The sequence below is a fragment of the Propioniciclava sp. MC1595 genome (genome assembly GCF_017569205.1).
Classification (GTDB): domain Bacteria; phylum Actinomycetota; class Actinomycetes; order Propionibacteriales; family Propionibacteriaceae; genus Propioniciclava.
Window position 1 is genome coordinate 1,287,599 of the sequence record NZ_CP071870.1, and the last position, 20,037, is coordinate 1,307,635.

Here is a 20,037-nt window from a genome sequence, read left to right on the forward strand (position 1 = left end):
ATCCAGGCGGTTCGCCCATGCGACACTGCGGGGATGACCGCATCACAGCCGGTGCAGCAGCCGGCCCCGGGCTTCGACGAAGCCACGAAGAGCCGCCTCATCGAAACCAACGGCATCGACATCATCAGCGAGTCCGAGCGGACCGCGAAGCCCCGCGACCTTTTCTGGCCCTGGTTCGCCGCCAACGTGTCCGTGTTCGGCATGGGGTATGCCGCCTTCATCTACGGCTTCGGCGTCTCGTTCTGGCAGGCGCTCGTCGTGGCGCTCATCGGCATCCCGATCTCGTTCGCGCTCTGCGGCATCATAGCGATCGCCGGCAAGCGCGGCTCGGTGCCCACGATGGTGCTTTCCCGCGCCGCGTTCGGCGTCCACGGGCAGAAGCTGCCGGGCATCGTGAGCTGGCTGCTGTCGATCGGCTGGGAGACGTTCCTCGCCATCATGGCCGTGCTCGCCACCGCGACGGTGTTCGACCGGCTGGGCATCGGCGGGGGCGCGACGACCAAGATCATCGCGGCGGTCGCCGTCGCGGCCCTCATCGTCATCGCGTCAGTGCTCGGGTACCACACGATCATGAAGCTGCAGTCCGTGCTGACCTGGATCACCGGCGCGATCACGATCGTGTACATGCTCCTCACCGTCAGCCACATCGACTGGGCGGCCGTGCAGTCGATCCCGTCGGGCTCGGTGGGCCAGCTGATGGGCGCCCTCACCATGGTGATGACCGGCTTCGGCCTGGGCTGGATCAACATCGCCGCCGACTGGTCGCGCTACCAGCACCGGGACGCCTCCAACGGCTCCATCGTCTTGTGGAACACCCTCGGCGGCTCGGTCGCCCCGGTGATCCTGGTGACGTTCGGCCTGCTGCTCGCCGGCTCCGACCCCGCCCTGAGCGAGGGCATCGCCAGCGACCCGATCGGCACGCTCGCCACCATCCTGCCCATCTGGGTGCTGATCCCGTTCTGGATCACCGCCGTGCTCGCGCTGGTCTCCGGCGCCGTGCTCGGCATCTACTCTTCGGGCCTGACGCTGCTCAGCCTGGGCATCCGCATCCCGCGCCCGGCGGCGGCCGCCATCGACGGCGTCATCCTCACCATCGGCACCATCTGGGTGGTGTTCTTCGCCGAGAACTTCCTCGGCCCGTTCCAGAGCTTCCTGCTCATCCTCGGCGTCCCGATGGCGTCGTGGGCCGGCATCCTGATCGCCGACATCGTCACCCGCAAGCGCCCCTACGACGAGCTCGCGCTCTTCGAGCCGACCGGCCGCTACCAGGCGTTCGACTGGGTCTCGATCGGCACCCTGGTCGTGGCCACGATCATCGGCTGGGGCCTGGTCATCAACCAGTTCGCCGGCGACGCGCCGTGGGCCAACTGGCAGGGCTACCTGCTCGAGCCGCTCGGCCTGGGCACCCGCACCGTCGTCGAAGGCGTTGAGGCCTGGGACGGCGTCTGGCCGTGGGCCAACCTCGGCGTCCTGCTGGCGCTGCTGCTGAGCTTTGTCGTGACGCTGATCGCGCGCCGCGGCACCATCGCCCGCCAGGAGGAGCGGGCGTGAGCCGGCCCTGGTTGGTCGTCATCGACCCGCAGCGCATCTTCGCCGACCCGGACTCCGACTGGGGCTCCCCGATGTGGTCGGACGCCGTGCGCCGCATCAACGAACTCCTGCCGCACTACGCCGGCCGGACGATCATCACGCGCTGGGTGCCGCCCGAGGCGTCCGGTCGCGTGGGATCGTGGGACGCCTACATGAAGGCCTGGCCGTTCGCCGACCGTCCGTCGACCGACCCGTACTTCGACCTCGTCGAGGAGCTGGACGCCTCGGGTGCGGTCGTGGTGGACGCCCCGACCTTCGGCAAGTGGGACGTCCTCGCCCCGATCGTGGGGGAGGCCGCCGAGCTGGTCATCACCGGCGTGTCGACGGACTGCTGCGTGATCTCGACGGTCCTTCCCGCGGCGGACGCCGGCGCCACGGTCACGGTCGTGACGGACGGCTGCGCGGGCTCGACCCCGGAGAACCACGCGGCGGCCCTGCAGGTCATGGGCCTCTACCCGCCCCAGGTGACCTTGCGGACGGCCGCGGAGGTCACGGCCTGATCTCGGCCGGGTGAATCTTCGGTGAACGGCCAAACCCAAATCCTAGGGCCGCTCACCGCTGCGTGGCTAGGGGTTCCGGACCAGTCGAAGTACACGCTCCCGGTCGCGCTGGCCCAGTTCAACAGCCAGCTGATCGTGCCGTTCAACTACATCCTGGCCATGTCCGTGGTCTCGATGCTGCCGGTCATCATCATGTTCCTGTTCCTGCAGCGCTACATCGTGCTCGGCATCGCCAACAGCGGCCTGAAGTAGGCCCGACGTGCCCGTCACCGACCGCACGGTCCACACCCTCGACGCACGGGGGACGATCCGGGACTGGCTGGTCGCGCCCGCCTGGGGGTGGCCGTGCGAGGACCTCGCCGACCACCTCCCGGCGGACGGATCGCCGTGGGGGCCGCCCGACGGCTCGGCCCGCTGGGTGCTGACCAACGGCCCCGACGTCGCCGGGCTCAAGGCCCGGTTGCACGCGGCGCACCTGCTGCCGGGGGAACCGCCGGCCGGCGCGGTGGCGGTCGGCGCCCCGGTGACGGTCCCGGGGCCGGACGCCGTGGCCCGCGACGCCGTGTGGCTGCGCCACCACACCGGCGAGGACGGGCTCGTCGACTGGAGCGTGTTCTGCTTCACCCCCTCCTACCGGCTGGGGGTCGCGGCGGCCGTGCTGGAGGTCGACCAGGCCGACCCGCGTGTGCTGGAGATCGCCTCCACCGGGCCGTGGCGCGCCTACCTGGACGGGCGCCCGCTCGCGTCGTCGGACTCCTTCACCTACATGGAGCCCCACACCACGCGCGTGCCGGTGCCGCTGCCCTCACGCACGTCGACGCTCACCGTGGTCACGTGGCAGGTCGGCTTCCGGGAGGTGCGCCACATCCTGCGGGTCCGGGTGCTCGGCCTCCCCGTCCGGGTCGTCGTGCCCTCGCCCGGTGCCGACGAGCACGCCGCCGCCCGCACCGAACCGCTGCTCGAGGCCTGCGGCCTGGCCCGCTGGGGCTCCGACGACGGCCGGCTGCCCCTCGTCGGGCCCGCCGGCCTGGCCCTGGAGGTCGCCGTCGACGGGGCGTCCCAGCGCGTGGTGCTGGGCGAGGGGCCGACGTGGGTCGACCTGCCGGGTGCCGACGCGGTCGGGGTACAGGGCCCGACCCAGCTGGCCGGCTTCGGCGAGGTGACCGTCGGCGTCGCCTCCGAGGACCCCGCCCGCCTGCCCCTCCACCGCACGTGGTCGTACGCCCGCCTGCCCGCCCGGCACCGGGCCGTCCCCGAGGGCGGCCCCGACGACTGGCGCCGCGAGCTGCTCGAGCACGCGGCGTCCCTGACCGGCGTGGGGGCGGCGCTGGCCCGCTGGGCGCTGGGCCGCCCGGACCCGATCACCGAGGCCGACCTCACCCACGCCCTCGGCATGCTGGCCGCCCGCGCCGACTGCGCCGACTTCGAGGCGGTCGGGCTGCTCCCACCAGCTCGTCTGGCACGCCGCCGAGCTGCTGGCGGGGGAGTTCCTGGGCGACGCCGCCCGCACCGAGCACGGCCGCGCGCTCGCCCGCCCTCGTGGCGCCCCCGACGGCCCGCGCTGGACCGCCCACGCCAACCGCGGCCGCTACCGCTTCGAGCACGACCTGCTCGAGCGCCCGTACGCCTCCGACCTGCGCGTGTACCGGACGCCCCACGTGCTGCTGGGCTCGGCCCAGGACTACCGCTCCGGGCTGCCCCGCCTGCAGGAGCACGTCTGGGGGGCGGTGCTCTCGCCCGAGGCGCAGGTGTTCACCACGCACCCGGCGAACAGCTCGCTCAACCCCTCGGCGCGCCCCAACGCTTGGGCCGGGGAGCGGATCCTGCCCCGGGTCCGCCAGCTGCGCGACGCCCTCGTCGTCCTGTACCGGCTCCCCGAGGACGACCCGACCGGCCGCACCCACGCGTGGTTCGCCACCCTGTGCTTCGACGAGCACCGCGTCGTGGGGGAGTGGGCGGCCGCCCGGGTCGGCGACGGCTACGTGGCCCTGTGGACCCCCGGCGGGTCGGTGCTGCGCCGCTCCGGGCAGGACGCCCTCGCCGAGCTCCTCCCGCGCGGCTGCGGCGAGGCGTGGGTGTGCCAGGTCGCGGACGCCCCCACGGCGGGGTCGTTCGACGCCTTCTGCGCCCGGCTGGGCACGCCCACGTGCGAGGCGTCCGAGTGGGGCGTGCGGGTCACGCACCGCACCCTCGGGGGCCACGACCTGGACCTGTCCTGGTCCGGGCCGTTCCTGGTGGACGGGCGCGCGGTGGCCGACGACCCGCCCGAGCCCTGGGCGTCCCCGGCCTGACACGGCCGTCGGGCCGCGGCCGCCGCGCCACTAGGATTCCCACCATGACCGCAGCCAGCGTGGAAGCCACGCACGCGCCCGTCCTCGTCGTGGACTTCGGCGCCCAGTACGCCCAGCTCATCGCCCGCCGCGTCCGCGAGGCGAAGGTGTACTCCGAGATCGTCCCGCACACGGCGTCGGTCGAGGCCATCGCGGCCCGCCAGCCCGCCGCGGTGGTGCTCTCGGGCGGGCCGCAGTCGGTGTACGCCGAGGGCGCGCCGCAGGTCGACCCGCGGCTGTTCGAGCTGGGCATCCCTGTGTTCGGCATCTGCTACGGCTTCCAGGCCATGGCCGCCGCCCTCGGCGGCGAGGTGGCCCGCACCGGGGTCTGCGAGTTCGGCCGCACGCCCACGACCGTCGTCGAGCGCGGCACGCTGCTGGACAACCTGCCCGACTCCTTCTCCAGCTGGATGAGCCACGGCGACGCGGTGAAGCGCGCGCCGGAGGGCTTCTCCGTCCTGGCCCACACCGCCGGCGCCCCAGTGGCCGCGTTCGAGGACCCCGAGCGCCGCCTGGCCGGCGTGCAGTGGCACCCCGAGGTGCTGCACTCCCAGCACGGCCAGCAGGTGCTGGCCCAGTTCCTCTACGACGTCGCCGGCCTCGAGCCGAACTGGACGGCCGCCAACATCGTCGAGGAGTCGATCGCCGCGATCCGCGAGCAGGTCGGCGACAGGCAGGTGCTGTGCGCGCTGTCCGGCGGGGTCGACTCCGCCGTGGCCGCCGCCCTGGTGCACAAGGCGATCGGTGACCAGCTGACCTGCGCCTTCGTCGACCACGGCCTGCTGCGCAAGGGGGAGCGCGAGCAGGTCAAGGAGGACTTCGTCCGCATCACCGGCATCAACCTCGTGGTCGCCGACGCCGAGGACCAGTTCCTCGGGGCGCTGGCCGGGGTCTCCGACCCCGAGGAGAAGCGCAAGATCATCGGTCGGGAGTTCATCCGGGTCTTCGAGTCCACCGTGCGCGACATCAGCGAGGCCGAGGACATCGAGTTCCTCGTGCAGGGCACGCTGTACCCCGACGTGGTCGAGTCCGGCGGTGGCGAGGGTGCGGCCAACATCAAGAGCCACCACAACGTCGGCGGCCTGCCCGACGACCTGCAGTTCACGCTCATCGAGCCGTTGCGCACCCTGTTCAAGGACGAGGTCCGTGCGGTGGGCACCGAGCTGGGCCTGCCCGACGAGATGGTCTGGCGCCACCCGTTCCCCGGCCCGGGCCTCGGCATCCGCATCGTCGGCGAGGTCACCCGCGAGCGGCTCGACCTGCTCCGGGACGCCGACGCCATCGCCCGCGAGGAGCTCACGAAGTCGGGCCTCGACCGCGACGTCTGGCAGTTCCCCGTGGTGCTGCTGGCCGACGTCCGCAGCGTCGGCGTCCAGGGCGACGGTCGCACCTACGGCCACCCGATCGTGCTGCGCCCCGTCTCCAGCGAGGACGCCATGACCGCCGACTGGTCGCGCCTGCCGTACGAGCTGCTCGAGAAGATCTCGACCCGCATCACCAACGAGGTGCGCGAGATCAACCGCGTCGTGCTCGACGTGACCAGCAAGCCGCCGGGCACCATCGAGTGGGAGTGAGGGCCGGCGGCACCGCCGCCGACCCCCGGTTCAGCTCGCTGAGGTGATCGCCTCGCGGACCTGCTTGCGCAGCACCTTGCCCAGCATCGACTTCGGCAGTTCCTCGACCTCGACGAACGACCGCGGCACCTTGTAGGCCGCCAACCGCTCCTTGGCCCAGGCGCGCACCGCCGCCACGTCCAGGTGCGCGCCCTCGCGCAGCACGACCGCGGCGGCCACCTGCTCGCCCGACTCGGTCTGCAGGCCGACCACGGCGACGTCGCTGATGTCGGGGTGCTCCACGAGCACGTGCTCGACCTCCGAGGGCGAGACGTTGAACCCGCCGGTGACGATGATCTCCTTGAGCCGGTCCACAATCGTGGTGAAACCGTCGGCGTCCACGACCACGACGTCACCGGTGCGCAGCCAGCCGTCGGGCAGGAGCGCCTTCGCGGTCTCCTCGGGGGCGTTCCAGTAGCCGGAGAACACCTGCGGGCCCTTGAGCAGCAGCTCGCCCTCCTCGCCCTGCGCGACCTCGCGGGTCGGGTCGTCGGGGTCGACCACCCTCATCAGCGTCGAGGGGAACGGCACGCCGATCGTCCCGGTGCGCCGCGTCGGCCAGAACGGGTTGCCCAGCGCCACCGGGGAGGTCTCGGTCAGGCCGTAGCCCTCGACGAGCAGTCCGCCGGAGACCGACTCCCACAGCTTGACGACGGGGTCGGTCAGCTTCATGGCCCCGGAGATGCAGAACTTCGCCGACTTGAGCGAGATCTTCCGCTCGATCGCGCGCCGTGCGGTCTTCTCGTAGATGGGCGGCACGGCGCAGTACACCGTCGGCGGGCGCTTCTTCGCCGCGTCGAGCACCATGTCGACGTCGAAGGTCGGGAACAGCACGATCCGGGCCCGCTTCAGCATCCCGAACGTCAGGTACAGCGTCATCCCGAACGCGTGGAACATCGGCAGCACGGCGTAGATGGTCTCCTTGCCGTCCTTCGCGTCCTTCATCCACGCCGCGCCCTGCAGCGCGTTCGCGTACAGGTTGCGGTGGGTGAGCATGGCGCCCTTGAAGGCGCCGATCGTGCCCGAGGTGTACTGCACCACCGCGAGGTCGGACGCCGTGGGCTCGGCCCAGTTGCGGATCGGCTTGTGCGCCACCAGCTGCTTCCACGGCGTGGTGCCCGGAGCCTTGGCGTGCAGCCGCTTGCGGGTGGCGGCCAGCTTCGGCACGGGCAGGTGCAGGGCGAGCCGCTTGACGGTCGGGAAGGCCTCGAGCAGGTTGACCGCGACCACGTGCTCGACCGTGGGCAGCTTCGGCACGGCGACGTCCCAGGCGATCGCGACGCGCGCGCCGTGGTCGGCGAACATCGTGGCCAGCTCGGTCGCCGTGTAGAGCGGGTTGTGCTCCACCACGACCGCCCCCAGGCGCAGGACCGCGTAGAAGGCGACCACGTGCTGGGGGCAGTTGGGCAGGACGATCGCGACCCGGTCGCCGGGACCGACGCCGAGCGCCGCCAGCCCCGCCGCGGCCCGGTCGACCTGGTCGGCGAGCTCGCGGTAGGTGGTGGTGGCGCCGAAGAACTCCAGCGCCACGCGCTTGCCGCCCTTGCGGGCGGCGCGCGCGAACATGGCGCTCAGGGGCTCGTCCGGCAGGTCGATCTCGGCCGGGACGCCGGGTTGGTAGTTCTTGGTCCACTCAGGCTTGGTCACGCCCGCCATTGTCCCGCATTCCGGATGCCGCGGGTCACTTCAGGGTGACCTCAGCGCGGTTGAGGTGGAAGGAGTGCCCGGTGGCCTCGTTGGTGCACGTGACCCCGTCGAGGGCCATCGTGCAGGTGAGGCCCGCAGGTCGGCGTGGTCCTCCAGCCGGTGCCAGGCCAGGTACAGCTTCACCAGGGTGTCCTGGAGCAGGTCATCGGCGTCGTGCGGGTTGCCGGTGAGCGCGAGGGCGAAGCGTCGGAGCGACACCTGGTGCAGCTCGACGAACTCCTCGAACCCGAGGGCCTGTCCCTCGGTGGATCGGGTGGGTGGGGACATCGCTGTCATACCCTTCCCACGCCCCGGGCCGCGCGGAAGGTTGCACGGTCGGATCGTCGAGTCCGAGGAGGGGCCACGACACCATTGTGGGCGTTGCGCGATCGGGCACGATGGGTTCCATGAGTCCCGTGCCCGGAGTCCGTGTCGCCCAGCGCGCGCTCGGTGAGGTGCTGCGCTCGAAGGTGGCGGGCAGCGACGCGGGGGAGCGCGGCCTGCAGATCTGGGGCACGCCGGGCCAGCGCTGGTTCGTGCCGACCGACCCGATCTGGCGGGTGCACGAGGACGCGGCGATGTTCCCCGGCGGGGTCGCCGCCCTCCTGCTGCAGTCGCTGCACCCGCTCGCGATGGCGGGGGTGGCGGGCCACTCCGGCTACAAGGGCGACCCGTGGGGGCGGCTCCACCGCACGAGCAACTACATCGCGGTGGTCACCTACGGCACGATCCCTGACGCCGAGGCGCTCATCGCCCAGGTGCGCGGCGTGCACGAGCGGGTGCGGGGCAAGGACGAGCGCGGACGCCCCTACCGGGCCTCCGACCCCCACCTGCTGACCTGGATCCACGTCGCCGAGATCGCGGCCTTCCTGTGGACGCACCGCGCCTACGGCCCGCGCCCCCTCTCCGACGCGGACGCCGACACCTACGTCGCGCAGACCGGTGTCTCCGCGCGCCTGCTCGGGGTGCCCGAGCCGCCGACCTCGGTGGCGGGGCTCGAGGAGGTCATCGCGTCGTTCCTGCCCGAGCTCGAGCTCACGAACGCGGCCGCCGAGACGATCGACTTCCTGCTGCGGACGCCGCCCCTGCCGTGGGCGGCCCGGCCGGGCTATTGGATGCTGGCCGCCGGGGGGATCGCCGTGCTGCCCGACTGGGCCCGCGACCTGATCGGCACCCGGGTGCCGGTGCCCGTCGGCCGGGCGCTGGGGCGCGTCGGCGCCGCCACGGTGCGGTGGGGACTCGCAGGCGTGGAGAGCGGGCGGCGGTCCGCACCGCCGCCCGCCTCGTGAGGGGTCAGTTGCTCGACTGGCCGAACTGCTTGCGCAGGGCGTCGAAGCCCGTGGGGCCGCCGTCCTCGTAGGGCAGCAGCAGCCAGAGCGCGACGTAGATGAGCCAGCCGAACTGCAGGAAGATGCCGGCGAGCACGAACAGCACGCGCAGCAGGTTGGCGTCGACGTTGAACTGCTGGGCGAGGCCGCCGCAGACGCCGGCGATCATCTTGTTCGAACGGCTGCGGGTCAACTTGGTCTCCATGGTGGTTCCTCTCTGGGTGGTGGGGTCGTGCGGGAAATCAGGACTTGCCGCGGGAGGCGATGAGGCCGACGAGGCCGAACACCACCAGGGACGCCGGGGCGGCCACGGCGACCGCGCCCCAGTCGACGGTGCCGAAGGCGGCCCACAGGCCCAGGGCGCCCAGGGCGACGGCCACGAGGCCGACGACCAGCGCCACGACGTCGGTGCGGGGCCTCATGAGCGCACCTCGATCTCGCCGGCGCCGACGGCGGCCTCGATGGTGAGGACCGGGGCGTCGGGGTCGGTCACCCGCCGCCACTCGCGCTCGACCTTGAACCCGTCGCCGGTGCCGTCGGGCATGGTCACGTCGCCGACGCCGGCCGAGCCGGTGACCACGACGTTGCCCTCGCGGGGCACGACGACGACCAGGTCGCCGATCGGCAGTTCGTAGCGCAGGGCGCCACCGGCGGGACCGCGGCCGGACAGGTCGACGGTGTGGTCGCCGATGGGCAGGTGGGTGACGTCGGCGGCGGAGGTCGCGTCGGCCCCCACGGCGCGGCGGGCGTCGGACACCAGCTGGCCGGGGACCAGCGCGACGAGGGTGCCGACGGCGACCAGCACGGTGACGGGCAGCAGGAGGAACGGGCGCCCCGACACCTTCGGGGTGGAGCGCGCGGAGAACAGCAGCGCGAGGCCCAGGACCACGAGGGTGGCCGCCGACCAGGCGAGCGTGCCGACGGGTTCGCCCGACGCCGTGGCGAACGAGAGCGCCGCCCACGTCACGCCGAGGGCCACGAGGATGCCGAGCCAGGTGCGCAGGCCGCGGCGACGCGTGGTCGGGGCGGACGGGCGGGCGGCGGGGGCGTCCCAGGGCCTGTCGGCCGCGTACAGGCCGGCCGGGTCGGCCGCCTCGACGTCGGGGACCCAGTCCGCGGGGCGTCCGGCGTCGACGTTGGCCAGGCGCTGCTGCCAGACCTGGGCGTAACGCTCGAAGGGGGTGGTGGGCACGGGCGGGGGGAGCGGGGCCTGGGCGGCCCGGGCCCCCGGCCCCCTGCCGGCGAAGCCGAACCGCAGGATCAGCCACGCGAGAGCGAAGATGACGAACGCGCCGGGGCCGGTGCCGGTGGCCGCCGCGGCGACGGCGGTGACGAGCAGGGCGATGGTTGCCAGCGTGCCCCACGACCAGGACCGGGCGGAGGGGAGCATCCGGTGGAGCGGGGCGACGCCGCCGCGCTCGGGCAGGATCGCCCACAGCATCGCGTAGACGGCCAGGACGAACCCGTTGGTCAGCAGCCCCACCACCACGAAGGCGACCCGGACCACCAGGGGGTCGATCGCCCACGTGCGCGCCAGCGCCGAGCAGACGCCGAGCAGCTTGGCGTCCGAGCGGTCACGCACGGGGAGGTTGGGCATGCCCCCATTCTTGTCCGGGGGGCGGCGGAAACCCTCAGGGTTCCCCCGAGAGGGCCCCTTGACCCGCCGACCCCTAGGCTGGGTGCCATGCTCGAGGCCACGAACGGGGACGACGTCGCGGCACGCCAGCCGCGCCGCCTCGCGCGCCCCGTCGAGCGCGCCCAGGTCGCCGGCGTGGCCGCGGGACTGGGCGAGCACCTCGGCGTGGCCCCCCTCGTGCTGCGGGCGATCTTCGCCGTGCTGGCCGCGTGGCAGTTCCTCGGGGTCGGCGTCTACCTCCTGCTGTGGCTCGTGATCCCGCCCGTGACGGGCCCGCGGCGGGCCCCCGGGGTCGACGCCGCCACCCGGCAGGGCATGCGGACGCAGGAGGCGACCGGCCCACGGGGCGGGGACGTCGGCCAGGTGGTCGCGCTCGCGCTCGTGACCGGCGGCGGCATGTGGCTGCTGCAGGCGCTCGGGTGGGGAGCCTCCCCGGTGTGGCTGCTGATCGCGGCGCTCGCGAGCCTGGCCGCCGGGCTGGTGTGGTGGCAGGCGGACCGGGCCCGGGGCACGGCCTCGGACCAGGCGCACGGCTGGCGCAGCTGGTTCCGCACCGTGGCCGCGCACTGGACGGTCGTGCTGGCCCACGTGGTCGCCCTCCTCGCGCTGGGCGCCGCGATCACCCTCACGCTGCTGCAGATGCCCGCCATGGACACCTTGGGCGTCTTGCTCGTCGGGCTCGGCCTGTTCGTGGCCGGCCTGGTGCTGCTGGCCGCCCCGTGGGCGCTGCGGGCCCGCCGGGCGCTCGTGGCGCTCCGCGAGGCCAAGCTCCTCTCCGACGCCCGCGCCGACATGGCCGCCCACCTGCACGACTCGGTGCTCCAGACTTTGGCCCTGATCCAGCGCCAAGCCGACGACCCCCGCGAGGTCGCCCGCCTGGCCCGCCGCCAGGAGCGCGAGCTCCGCGAGTGGCTCTACGGCGAGGACGAGGGCGCCGACACCCTGCGCGCGGCCCTGCTCGAGGCGGCGCTGGAGGTCGAGGACAACTTCCCGGTTCAGGTCGAGACCATCACCGTCGGCGACGACGTCGACCTCACCCCGGCGCTGCGCGAGCTCGTGCGCGCCGCCCGCGAGGCCGTGCTGAATGCGGCCAAGCACTCGGGCGCCCCCACGGTGGACGTCTACGCTGAGGTCTCAGAGGAACTGGTCGAGGTGTTCGTCCGTGATCGCGGGCGGGGCTTCGACACCGAGCAGATCGCCGAGGACCGCATGGGCGTCCGCGGCAGCATCCTCGACCGGATGGCGCGCCACCACGGGGTGGCCCGGATCCGGTCGTCGGCGGAACGAGGAACCGAAGTGACACTGGAGATGAGGCGATGACCGAACAGACCGGCCCCGAGACCACGCCGGCCCAGCCGACGCAGCCCGAGGGCGGCGGGCAGGCCAGCCGCCAGCGGCGGGTCGTCGTCGTGGACGACCACGCGATGTTCCGCAGCGGCGTGAAGCACGACATCGGCCCGTACGTCACGATCGTGGGCGAGGGCGAGGACGTCCCGACCGCGGTGGAGGCGATCACGCGGACGACGCCCGACGTCGTGCTCCTCGACGTGCACATGCCCGGCGGTGGCGGCATCGAGGTGATCAAGCAGGTGCACGCCACGCTGCCCGACACCCGCTTCCTGGCGGTCTCGGTGTCGGACGCCGCCGAGGACGTCATCGGCGTGATCCGCGCCGGGGCGCGCGGTTACGTGACCAAGTCGATCTCGGCCCCCGAGCTCGTCGAGGCGATCGGCCGCGTCGCCGACGGGGACGCGGTGTTCTCGCCCCGGCTCGCCGGCTTCGTGCTGGACGCCTTCTCCGGCGCCATCGACATCGCCTCGATCGACGAGGAGCTGGACCGGCTGAGCCAGCGCGAGCGCGAGGTGCTGCGCCTGATCGCGCGGGGGTACGCCTACAAGGAGGTGGCCCGCGAGCTGTTCATCTCGATCAAGACCGTCGAGACCCACGTCAGCTCGGTGCTGCGCAAGCTGCAGCTGTCCAACCGCCACCAGCTCACCCGCTGGGCGACCGACCGCAAGCTGGTCTGATCCGTCACCGGACGCAGAACGGCCCCGGGGGAAATCCCCCGGGGCCGTCCTTGTGTGTACGAGGTCAGCGACGGTTCTTGGTGACGAAGCCCCAGATGACCAGCACCAGCAGCGCGCCGAGAATGGCGACGATCCAGGTCTGGAGGCTCCAGAAGGTGTCCAGACCGATGTCGAAGATCGCACTACCGATGAAGCCACCGAGCAGGGCGCCGACGACGCCGAGGACGAGCGTGGCGAGCCAGCCGCCGCCCTGGGTGCCCGGCATGATCGCCTTGGCAATGGCCCCGGCAAGGAGGCCCAGAACAATCCATCCAATGATTCCCATGTGAGGAACCGTAACGCAGGAAAAATCGAAGTGGCTAGCCACACGCCGTATCTTCAGGGTTCAATCAGGTGCACCCCGGGATTGGTCGGGGTCAGAGCAGGGGGCGCAGCGGCGCGATGATCGCCTCGGAGACCTTCGCGGCGAGCGGGCGGGCCTCCCACTCCTCGAGCGTCAGCTCCCGGCAGTTGCCGATGTCCATCGCGAAGATGTCCTCCATCATCCCGGCGATGCCGGCGTCCAGGATCTCGGCGTTGAGCTCGTAGTTGCCGACCAGGCTCAGCCGGTCGATGTTGGCGGTGCCGATCGTCGACCACACGCTGTCGATGGTGGCGGTCTTCGCGTGCACCATGGCGTTCTGGTAGAGGAACACGCGCACCCCGCGGCTCAGCAGGGCGTGGTAGGAGACCCGGCTCAGCCAGTCGGCCACGACGTGGTTGGACTCGGCGGGGACGATGATCCGCACGTCGACGCCGCGTTCGACCGCCTCGACCAGGGCGAAGATCAGGTCGTCGTCGGGGATCAGGTAGGCGTGGGTCAGCCAGATCCGCTCGCGGGCCCGGTCGATGGCCTCCAGGTACATGTAACGGATGGGGTAGACCCCGAGGCTGGGCACGTTGCGGGCCAGCGTGATGGGGGACTCCCACTGCCGCTCCTCGGGCTGCGGGAGCGTGTCGTGCTTCTTGGACCTCGTCTGGTTCCAGTAGTCGACGAAGGCGTTCTCGAGGTCGGCCACGGCCGGGCCGGCCAGGCGCATGTGTGTGTCGCGCCAGCGGGTGGCGTACTCCGAACCGATGTTGTAGCCGCCCAGGAACCCCACCTCGCCGTCGACGACCAGCACCTTGCGGTGGTTGAGCCCGGGGGCCCGCACCGGGAAGCCGCGCAGTCCGGTCCACGGCCGGTGGCGCAGCACGTTGATGCGCGGGTCGAACTCGAAGAACTTCTGCGGGACCACCAGGTTCGCGAACGAGTCGTAGACGAGGTAGACCGCGACGCCGCGCTCGGCGGCGGCCGTCACCGCCCGCTTGAACCGCTGGCCGGTGCGGTCGCCCTTCCAGATGTAGGTCTCCAGCAGGACGGTGTCCTCGGCGGCGTCGATCGCCGCGATCATGTCGTCGTAGAGGTCGCGGCCCTTGGTGTACACCGTCACCACGGTCTCGTCGGCCGGCATCGTCTGCGGAGGTGCGGTGGGGAAGCCGACGTGCTGGCGTCCGCGCCGGCGACGGCGGTCCGCGATCATCAGGGTCGCGATCACCGCGGCCTGCGCGGTGGCCAGACCTGCCAGACCGAACTTGACGGCCGTCCTCAACCCGCCGATCACCATGGGCACACAGTAGTCGACGCCGCTGCTCAACTAGGCTGGCCGGGCCATGACTGACCTGCCCGACCTCTTCTCGTTCGACGCCCCGCCCGAGCCCGAGTCCGCGCCCGTGCTGCGGGCCCGTCCGGACGCCGCGGGTGCGGCCGACGCGGTGCCCGCCCGCGAGCCGAAGCGCCGGCGTCCGACGCCCGAGGAGCTGCTGGAGGGCCTGAACCCGCCGCAGAAGGAGGCCGTGGTCCACGCAGGTTCGCCGGTGCTGGTCGTGGCCGGCGCGGGCTCGGGCAAGACGCGGGTGCTGACCCGGCGGATCGCGTGGCTGATCGGGGAGCGGGGCGTCCACCCGGGCTCGGTGCTGGCGATCACCTTCACCAACAAGGCCGCCGCCGAGATGCGCCACCGCGTGGAGGAGCTGGTCGGCAACCGGGCGCGCCTGATGTGGGTGTCCACGTTCCACTCGGCGTGCGTGCGGATCCTGCGCTCCGACATCGACCGCTTCGGGATGTCGCGCACCTTCTCCATCTACGACGACACCGACTCCAAGCGCCTGATGTCGCTCGTGTGCCGCGACATGGGCCTCGACCCCAAGCGCTACCCGGTGCGCACCGTGATGAACGCGGTGTCGAACTGGAAGAACGAACTGGTCGACTTCGAGTCGGCCGCCCGGGACGCCGGGGCGGGCAACGACGCCGTGTACGCCGAGGCCTACGCGGAGTACCAGCGCCGCCTCGTGGCCGCGAACGCCCTCGACTTCGACGACATCATCATGACGACGGTCCACCTGCTGCAGGCGAACCCTGACCTGAGGGAGAAGTACCGCCGCCGGTTCCGGCACGTGCTCGTCGACGAGTACCAGGACACCAACCACGCCCAGTACGTGCTCGTGCGCGAGCTCTGCGGCGCGGCCGAGGGCGTCGAGGGCGAGCAGGAGCCGCCCGAGCTGATGGTGGTCGGCGACTCCGACCAGTCGATCTACGCGTTCCGGGGCGCGACGATCCGCAACATCCTCGCGTTCGGCGAGGACTTCCCCGGTGCGCGCACGATCCTGCTGGAGCAGAACTACCGCTCGACCCAGACGATCCTCACCGCGGCGAACGCGGTGATCGAGCGCAACGAGGGGCGTCCTGCCAAGCGGCTGTGGTCCGACGCGGGCGACGGCGACCTCGTCACCGGGTACGTCGCCGACACCGAGCACGAGGAGGCCCAGTTCGTGGCCACCGAGGTCGACCGCCTGGTCGACGAGGGCGGCCGGTACTCCGACGTGGCGGTCTTCTACCGCACCAACGCGCAGTCCCGTGCGTTCGAGGAGGTCTTCATCCGGGTCGGGCTGCCGTACAAGGTGGTCGGGGGCGTCCGGTTCTACGAGCGGCGGGAGGTGCGCGACGCGATCGCCTACCTGCGCTCGATCGCCAACCGGGCCGACGACGTCAGCGTGCGCCGCATCCTGAACGTGCCCAAGCGCGGCATCGGCGAGCGTGCCGAGGCGCTGGTGGAGGCGTTCGCCGCCGAGCACCGCATCCCCTTCGGCGAGGCGCTCGACCGCATCGACGAGGTCCAGGGCCTGGCCCCGCGCTCGGCCAAGCAGCTGGCGTCCTTCGCGGCCATGATGGCCGAGCACCGCACGATGGTCGCCGACGGCACCAGCGCGGACCGGATCCTGTCCTCGATCCTGGCTGCCTCGGGCTACCTCGACGAGCTCGAGCACTCCGAGGACCCGCAGGACCAGACCCGCCTGGAGAACGTCATCGAGTTCGTCAGCGTCGCCGGCGAGTTCGTCGCCGCGGCGCACACCGAGGACGTCGGCCCGGGGGAGTCGGGGCTGCTGGGCTCGCCGGAACCCGACGACTCGCTCCCGGCCTTCCTGGAGCGGGTGGCGCTGGTGGCCGACTCCGACCAGATCCCCGACGCCGACGACGACCAGGGCGTCGTCACCCTGATGACGCTGCACACCGCCAAGGGCCTGGAGTTCCCCGTGGTGTTCCTGACCGGGTTCGAGGACGGGATCTTCCCGCACATGCGGGCCATGACCGACCCCGCCGAGCTGGCCGAGGAGCGCCGCCTGGCCTACGTCGGCATCACGCGCGCCCGCCAGCGGCTCTACCTGACCCGTTCGACCGTGCGCGTGATGTGGGGCCAGCCGCAGTACAACCCGGCGAGCCGGTTCATCGGCGAGATCCCGGCGCACCTGGTGGACTGGCGCCGCCTGGGCAGCCAGGTCGGGGGCTGGGCGTCCAGCGCCTCACGCCGCAACGAGCAGTCGTGGCGCAGCACGGTCGGGTTCGGCTCCAAGCCGGCCGCACCCAAGGTCGTGGCCGCGCTGGCGACGGGGGACAAGGTCCTGCACACCACGTTCGGGATGGGCCGCGTGACGGCCACCGAGGGTGCCGGCGACAAGCTGAAGGTGATCGTCGACTTCGGGTCGGCGGGCCTGAAGAAGCTGTCGGTCAAGCACGCACCGATGGAGAAGCTGTAGGTCAGCGGCGCCCGGCGTAGAGGAACGGCGCCGGGTCGGAGTTCGCGCCGTTCACGTACACCGAGAAGTGCAGGTGCGGGGCGGTCGACAGGCCGGTGTTGCCGACGGTGCCGATCTGCTGGCCCTTCTTGACCTTCTGGCCGTCGGAGACCGAGATCGAGTTCATGTGGAGGTACGAGGTCTCGATGTTCTGGCCGTCCATCTGGCCGTGGTCGATGCGCACGTTGTTGCCCGAGCCGCCGTTGTAGCCCTGGGCGGCCTTGGTCACGACGCCGTCGGCGACCGCGTAGATCGGGGCGCCCACGGCACCGCCGATGTCGGCGCCACCGTGCAGGCGGGTGTAGCGCAGGATCGGGTGCAGGCGCATGCCCCACGGCGAGCTGATCTCGCCCTCGGTCGGCCAGAAGAACTTCATGGACGCGAACCGCTCGGCCTCGGCGTCGATCGCGGTGCCGGTGTTGGCGAGGGTCTCGCTGCGGACCTGGGCGGCGACGGACGCCTGCGCCTCGGCGACCTTCTGGCCCACCTCGTCGAGCTGGGCGGCGCGCTGGGTGACGGCCTCGCTGACCGAGACCGACGCCTGCTCCTCGCGGGAGAGGTCGCGGTCGGTGGAGGCGGCGCGGGTGACGAAGGCGTCGGTGGTGCCCACGCGGACCGTGGGGTCGACCTCGCCGACGACGGTGGGCGCGGGGGCGTTGCTGGCGGCGGCGTTCTGCGCCAGGCCGGGGGTGATCACGGCCAGGGCGCCGACGATGCCGGCGGCACCCAGCGCGATGCCGCCACGCACGAAGCGGCTGCGGCGGGCGAGGCGACGGGGGAGGGTGGTCTCGTCGTTGAAGGCCTGGTCGGGGTCGACGATGGCGCAGCGAGGCTGGTAGGAGCCCTGGACCTGTCGTGCCACGCGGTGTGCCTTCCTGAGAAACTCTCCGCCGGGTGATCCCCCGGCAGCCCCTCCCTACGGGGCCAAGGAGACCCTAGCAGTTCCTGTGTGATTCTCAGAAATCTTCTCAGCTTGTTGTCGCGGACGCCCCTCGAGGACGTGGCAAAGACCCCCCCGTGAGGGGGGTGCCACGGGTTGGGGGCGGCCGGTACCCTCGTGCGGGAGTTGCCGCGCCGAGGCGGCACGCACGAGGACGGGAGATCATGGATCTTTTCGAGTACCAGGCGCGGGACCTCTTCGAGGCCCACGGCGTCCCGGTGCTGCGGGGCATCGTGGCCCGCACACCCGGCGAGGCCCGGGCCGCAGCCGAGCAACTGGGCGGCGGCGTCGTGGTCGTCAAGGCGCAGGTCAAGGCCGGCGGCCGCGGCAAGGCCGGCGGCGTCAAGCTGGCGAAGTCGCCCGACGAGGCGGAGAAGCACGCCCGCGCGATCCTGGGGATGGACATCAAGGGGCACCTCGTCGAGGCCGTCATGGTCGCCGAGGGTGCCGACATCGCCGAGGAGTACTACTTCTCGGTGCTGCTGGACCGCGCCAACCGCAACTACTTGGCGATGTGCAGCCTGGAGGGCGGCGTCGAGATCGAGCAGCTGGCCGAGGAGCGCCCCGAGGCGCTGGTCAAGCTGAACCTCGACCCCCGCACGGGCCTGGACGAGGCCGCGGCGTCCGAGATCGTCGCCAAGGTCGGGTTCGCCGAGGACATCGCCGACCAGGTGACCGACGTGCTGGTCAAGCTGGGTGACGTGTACCGCGAGGCGGACGCCACGCTGGTCGAGGTCAACCCCCTGGTGAAGACCGGGGACGGGCGGATCATCGCGCTCGACGGCAAGGTCACCCTCGACGACAACGCCGACTTCCGTCACCCCGAGCGCGAGGAGCTCGTCGACGCCACCGCGATCGACCCGCTCGAGCTGCGCGCCCGGGAAAAGGACCTCAACTACGTCAAGCTCGACGGCCAGGTCGGCGTCATCGGCAATGGCGCGGGCCTCGTGATGAGCACGCTCGACGTGGTCGCCTACGCGGGCGAGGACCTGCCGGGCAGCCCGAAGCCGGCCAACTTCCTCGACATCGGCGGCGGCGCCTCGGCGCAGGTCATGGCCGACGGCCTGGACATCATCCTGTCCGACCCGCAGGTCGAGGTCGTGTTCGTGAACGTGTTCGGTGGCATCACCGCCTGCTCCGAGGTCGCCAAGGGCATCCGGGAGGCGCTCAAGCAGCTGGGCCACCGGGCCTCCAAGCCGATCGTCGTGCGCCTCGACGGCAACGCGGTCGAGGTCGGCCGCGCGATGCTCGAGGAGTACGCGCACCCGCTGGTCAAGGTGGTCGAGACGATGGACGAGGCGGCCCGCACGGCCGCGGAACTGGCCAGCGCGGCCATGGAAGGGAAGTGACATGGCCATCTGGCTGGACCACCGCAGCAAGGTGATCGTGCAGGGCATGACCGGCACCGAGGGGCGCAAGCACACCAACCGCATGCTGATGTTCGGCACGCGGATCGTGGCCGGCGTGACCCCCGGCAAGGGCGGGCAGTCGGTGACCTTCGAGGAGGACCCGATCCCGGTGTTCAACACCGTGCGGGAGGCCAAGCACGCCACGGGCGCCAACGTCTCCTGCGTGTTCGTGCCGCCGCCCTTCGCCAAGCAGGCCGTCATGGACGCCATCGACGCCGGCATCGAGCTCGTCGTCGTCATCACCGAGGGCATCCCGGTCAAGGACACCGCCGAGTTCCGCGCGGCGGCGGAGGAGAAGGGCGTGCGGCTCATCGGGCCCAACTGCCCCGGACTCATCTCGCCCGGGCGCTCCAACGTGGGCATCATCCCGCCGAACATCGCGCGCTCGGGCCACATCGGCCTGGTGAGCAAGTCGGGCACGCTGACCTACCAGATGATGTTCGAGCTGGGCGACATCGGCTTCAGCTCCTGCATCGGCATCGGCGGCGACCCGGTCATCGGGACCACGCACATCGACGCGCTCGCCGCGTTTGAGGAGGACCCCGAGACCGACTCCATCGTGATGATCGGCGAGATCGGCGGCGACGCCGAGGAGCGTGCGGCCGAGTACATCCGCAAGCACGTCACCAAGCCGGTCGTCGCCTACGTCGCCGGTTTCACCGCACCCGAGGGCCGCACCATGGGCCACGCGGGCGCGATCGTGTCGGGGTCGTCGGGCACCGCGCAGGCCAAGAAGGTCGCGCTGGAGAAGGCGGGCGTCAAGGTCGGCCGGACGCCGAGCGAGACCGCCCAGCTGGTCCGCGACATCATGAAGGGCCGCTGAGGC

At 72.0% G+C, this 20,037-nt stretch carries 20 protein-coding genes; 11 read left to right on the forward strand and 9 right to left on the reverse strand.

Going from position 1 to position 20,037, the window contains the following annotated elements; translation table 11 throughout:
• Positions 1 to 33: 33 nt before the first annotated feature.
• From J4N02_RS06075 to J4N02_RS06085, 3 genes are read left to right on the forward strand one after another with little or no spacing between them, the layout of a single operon-like run.
• Positions 34 to 1,551 (forward strand): cytosine permease, encoded by a 1,518-nt coding sequence (locus J4N02_RS06075; protein WP_188333255.1) that lies wholly within the window; start codon positions 34 to 36, stop codon positions 1,549 to 1,551.
• Positions 1,548 to 2,090, forward strand: a complete 543-nt coding sequence (locus J4N02_RS06080) for a cysteine hydrolase family protein (RefSeq protein WP_188333254.1) — start codon at positions 1,548 to 1,550, stop codon at positions 2,088 to 2,090. Before J4N02_RS06075 ends, J4N02_RS06080 begins: the two co-directional genes overlap by 4 nt.
• 21 nt (positions 2,091 to 2,111) lie before the next feature.
• Positions 2,112 to 2,342, forward strand: a complete 231-nt coding sequence (locus J4N02_RS06085) for a hypothetical protein (RefSeq protein WP_208091146.1) — start codon at positions 2,112 to 2,114, stop codon at positions 2,340 to 2,342.
• Positions 2,343 to 2,895: 553 nt separating this feature from the next.
• Here J4N02_RS06085 and J4N02_RS06090 read toward each other — a convergent pair.
• The gene (locus tag J4N02_RS06090) at positions 2,896 to 3,474 is read right to left on the reverse strand and encodes a hypothetical protein (protein WP_188333253.1); all 579 of its coding nucleotides are present in this window, start codon (positions 3,472 to 3,474) and stop codon (positions 2,896 to 2,898) included.
• Positions 3,475 to 3,730: 256 nt separating this feature from the next.
• Between J4N02_RS06090 and J4N02_RS06095 the strand changes: the two genes are divergently transcribed.
• The gene (locus J4N02_RS06095) at positions 3,731 to 4,381 is read left to right on the forward strand and encodes a hypothetical protein (RefSeq protein ID WP_188333252.1); all 651 of its coding nucleotides are present in this window, start codon (positions 3,731 to 3,733) and stop codon (positions 4,379 to 4,381) included.
• A gap of 59 nt (positions 4,382 to 4,440) precedes the next feature.
• A complete protein-coding gene (gene guaA, locus J4N02_RS06100; RefSeq protein ID WP_375539343.1) occupies positions 4,441 to 5,994 on the forward strand; it encodes a glutamine-hydrolyzing GMP synthase in 1,554 nt (517 codons plus the stop codon).
• A 30-nt stretch (positions 5,995 to 6,024) separates the two neighbouring features.
• Here the strand turns inward: guaA and J4N02_RS06105 are convergent, their stop codons facing one another.
• Together J4N02_RS06105 and J4N02_RS06110 are read right to left on the reverse strand one after the other, a co-directional pair.
• A complete protein-coding gene (locus J4N02_RS06105) occupies positions 6,025 to 7,680 on the reverse strand; it encodes a long-chain-fatty-acid--CoA ligase (protein ID WP_243760888.1) in 1,656 nt (551 codons plus the stop codon).
• A 39-nt stretch (positions 7,681 to 7,719) separates the two neighbouring features.
• Positions 7,720 to 8,007: an RNA polymerase sigma factor gene (locus J4N02_RS06110; RefSeq protein ID WP_208091147.1), complete on the reverse strand. Its 288-nt coding sequence runs from the start codon at positions 8,005 to 8,007 to the stop codon at positions 7,720 to 7,722.
• A 119-nt stretch (positions 8,008 to 8,126) separates the two neighbouring features.
• Here J4N02_RS06110 and J4N02_RS06115 point away from each other — a divergent pair, with 119 nt between their 5' ends.
• Positions 8,127 to 9,008, forward strand: a complete 882-nt coding sequence (locus tag J4N02_RS06115; protein ID WP_182815011.1) for an oxygenase MpaB family protein — start codon at positions 8,127 to 8,129, stop codon at positions 9,006 to 9,008.
• Positions 9,009 to 9,012: 4 nt separating this feature from the next.
• On the opposite strand, the gene J4N02_RS06120 is transcribed toward J4N02_RS06115, so the two are convergent.
• From J4N02_RS06120 to J4N02_RS06130, 3 genes are read right to left on the reverse strand one after another with little or no spacing between them, the layout of a single operon-like run.
• The gene (locus J4N02_RS06120) at positions 9,013 to 9,252 is read right to left on the reverse strand and encodes a PspC domain-containing protein (RefSeq protein ID WP_182815010.1); all 240 of its coding nucleotides are present in this window, start codon (positions 9,250 to 9,252) and stop codon (positions 9,013 to 9,015) included.
• A gap of 37 nt (positions 9,253 to 9,289) precedes the next feature.
• Complete coding sequence (locus tag J4N02_RS06125) at positions 9,290 to 9,469, reverse strand: hypothetical protein (protein ID WP_182815009.1); 180 nt, start codon at positions 9,467 to 9,469, stop codon at positions 9,290 to 9,292.
• Complete coding sequence (locus J4N02_RS06130; RefSeq protein ID WP_182815008.1) at positions 9,466 to 10,644, reverse strand: PspC domain-containing protein; 1,179 nt, start codon at positions 10,642 to 10,644, stop codon at positions 9,466 to 9,468. The genes J4N02_RS06125 and J4N02_RS06130 overlap by 4 nt, the downstream gene beginning before the upstream one ends.
• An 87-nt stretch (positions 10,645 to 10,731) precedes the next feature.
• Here J4N02_RS06130 and J4N02_RS06135 point away from each other — a divergent pair, with 87 nt between their 5' ends.
• Together J4N02_RS06135 and J4N02_RS06140 are read left to right on the forward strand one after the other, a co-directional pair.
• Positions 10,732 to 12,003 (forward strand): ATP-binding protein, encoded by a 1,272-nt coding sequence (locus tag J4N02_RS06135; protein WP_188333248.1) that lies wholly within the window; start codon positions 10,732 to 10,734, stop codon positions 12,001 to 12,003.
• Complete coding sequence (locus J4N02_RS06140) at positions 12,000 to 12,710, forward strand: response regulator transcription factor (RefSeq protein WP_182815006.1); 711 nt, start codon at positions 12,000 to 12,002, stop codon at positions 12,708 to 12,710. The genes J4N02_RS06135 and J4N02_RS06140 overlap by 4 nt, the downstream gene beginning before the upstream one ends.
• A 64-nt stretch (positions 12,711 to 12,774) precedes the next feature.
• On the opposite strand, the gene J4N02_RS06145 is transcribed toward J4N02_RS06140, so the two are convergent.
• Positions 12,775 to 13,035, reverse strand: coding sequence for a GlsB/YeaQ/YmgE family stress response membrane protein (locus J4N02_RS06145; RefSeq protein ID WP_188333247.1), 261 nt, complete (start codon positions 13,033 to 13,035; stop codon positions 12,775 to 12,777).
• Positions 13,036 to 13,126: 91 nt separating this feature from the next.
• Entirely contained in the window at positions 13,127 to 14,356 is a 1,230-nt protein-coding gene (locus J4N02_RS06150) for a phosphatidylserine/phosphatidylglycerophosphate/cardiolipin synthase family protein (RefSeq protein WP_188333246.1), read from the reverse strand.
• A 46-nt stretch (positions 14,357 to 14,402) separates the two neighbouring features.
• Here J4N02_RS06150 and pcrA point away from each other — a divergent pair, with 46 nt between their 5' ends.
• Positions 14,403 to 16,823, forward strand: coding sequence for a DNA helicase PcrA (gene pcrA, locus J4N02_RS06155; RefSeq protein ID WP_188333245.1), 2,421 nt, complete (start codon positions 14,403 to 14,405; stop codon positions 16,821 to 16,823).
• 1 nt (position 16,824) lies between these two features.
• Here pcrA and J4N02_RS06160 read toward each other — a convergent pair whose 3' ends face one another.
• The gene (locus J4N02_RS06160; protein ID WP_208091148.1) at positions 16,825 to 17,724 is read right to left on the reverse strand and encodes a M23 family metallopeptidase; all 900 of its coding nucleotides are present in this window, start codon (positions 17,722 to 17,724) and stop codon (positions 16,825 to 16,827) included.
• Positions 17,725 to 17,966: 242 nt separating this feature from the next.
• On the opposite strand from J4N02_RS06160, the gene sucC reads away from it, so the two are divergent.
• The gene (gene sucC, locus J4N02_RS06165; RefSeq protein WP_188333244.1) at positions 17,967 to 19,151 is read left to right on the forward strand and encodes an ADP-forming succinate--CoA ligase subunit beta; all 1,185 of its coding nucleotides are present in this window, start codon (positions 17,967 to 17,969) and stop codon (positions 19,149 to 19,151) included.
• 1 nt (position 19,152) lies between these two features.
• Positions 19,153 to 20,034, forward strand: a complete 882-nt coding sequence (sucD, locus tag J4N02_RS06170) for a succinate--CoA ligase subunit alpha (RefSeq protein WP_188333243.1) — start codon at positions 19,153 to 19,155, stop codon at positions 20,032 to 20,034.
• Positions 20,035 to 20,037: the final 3 nt, after the last annotated feature.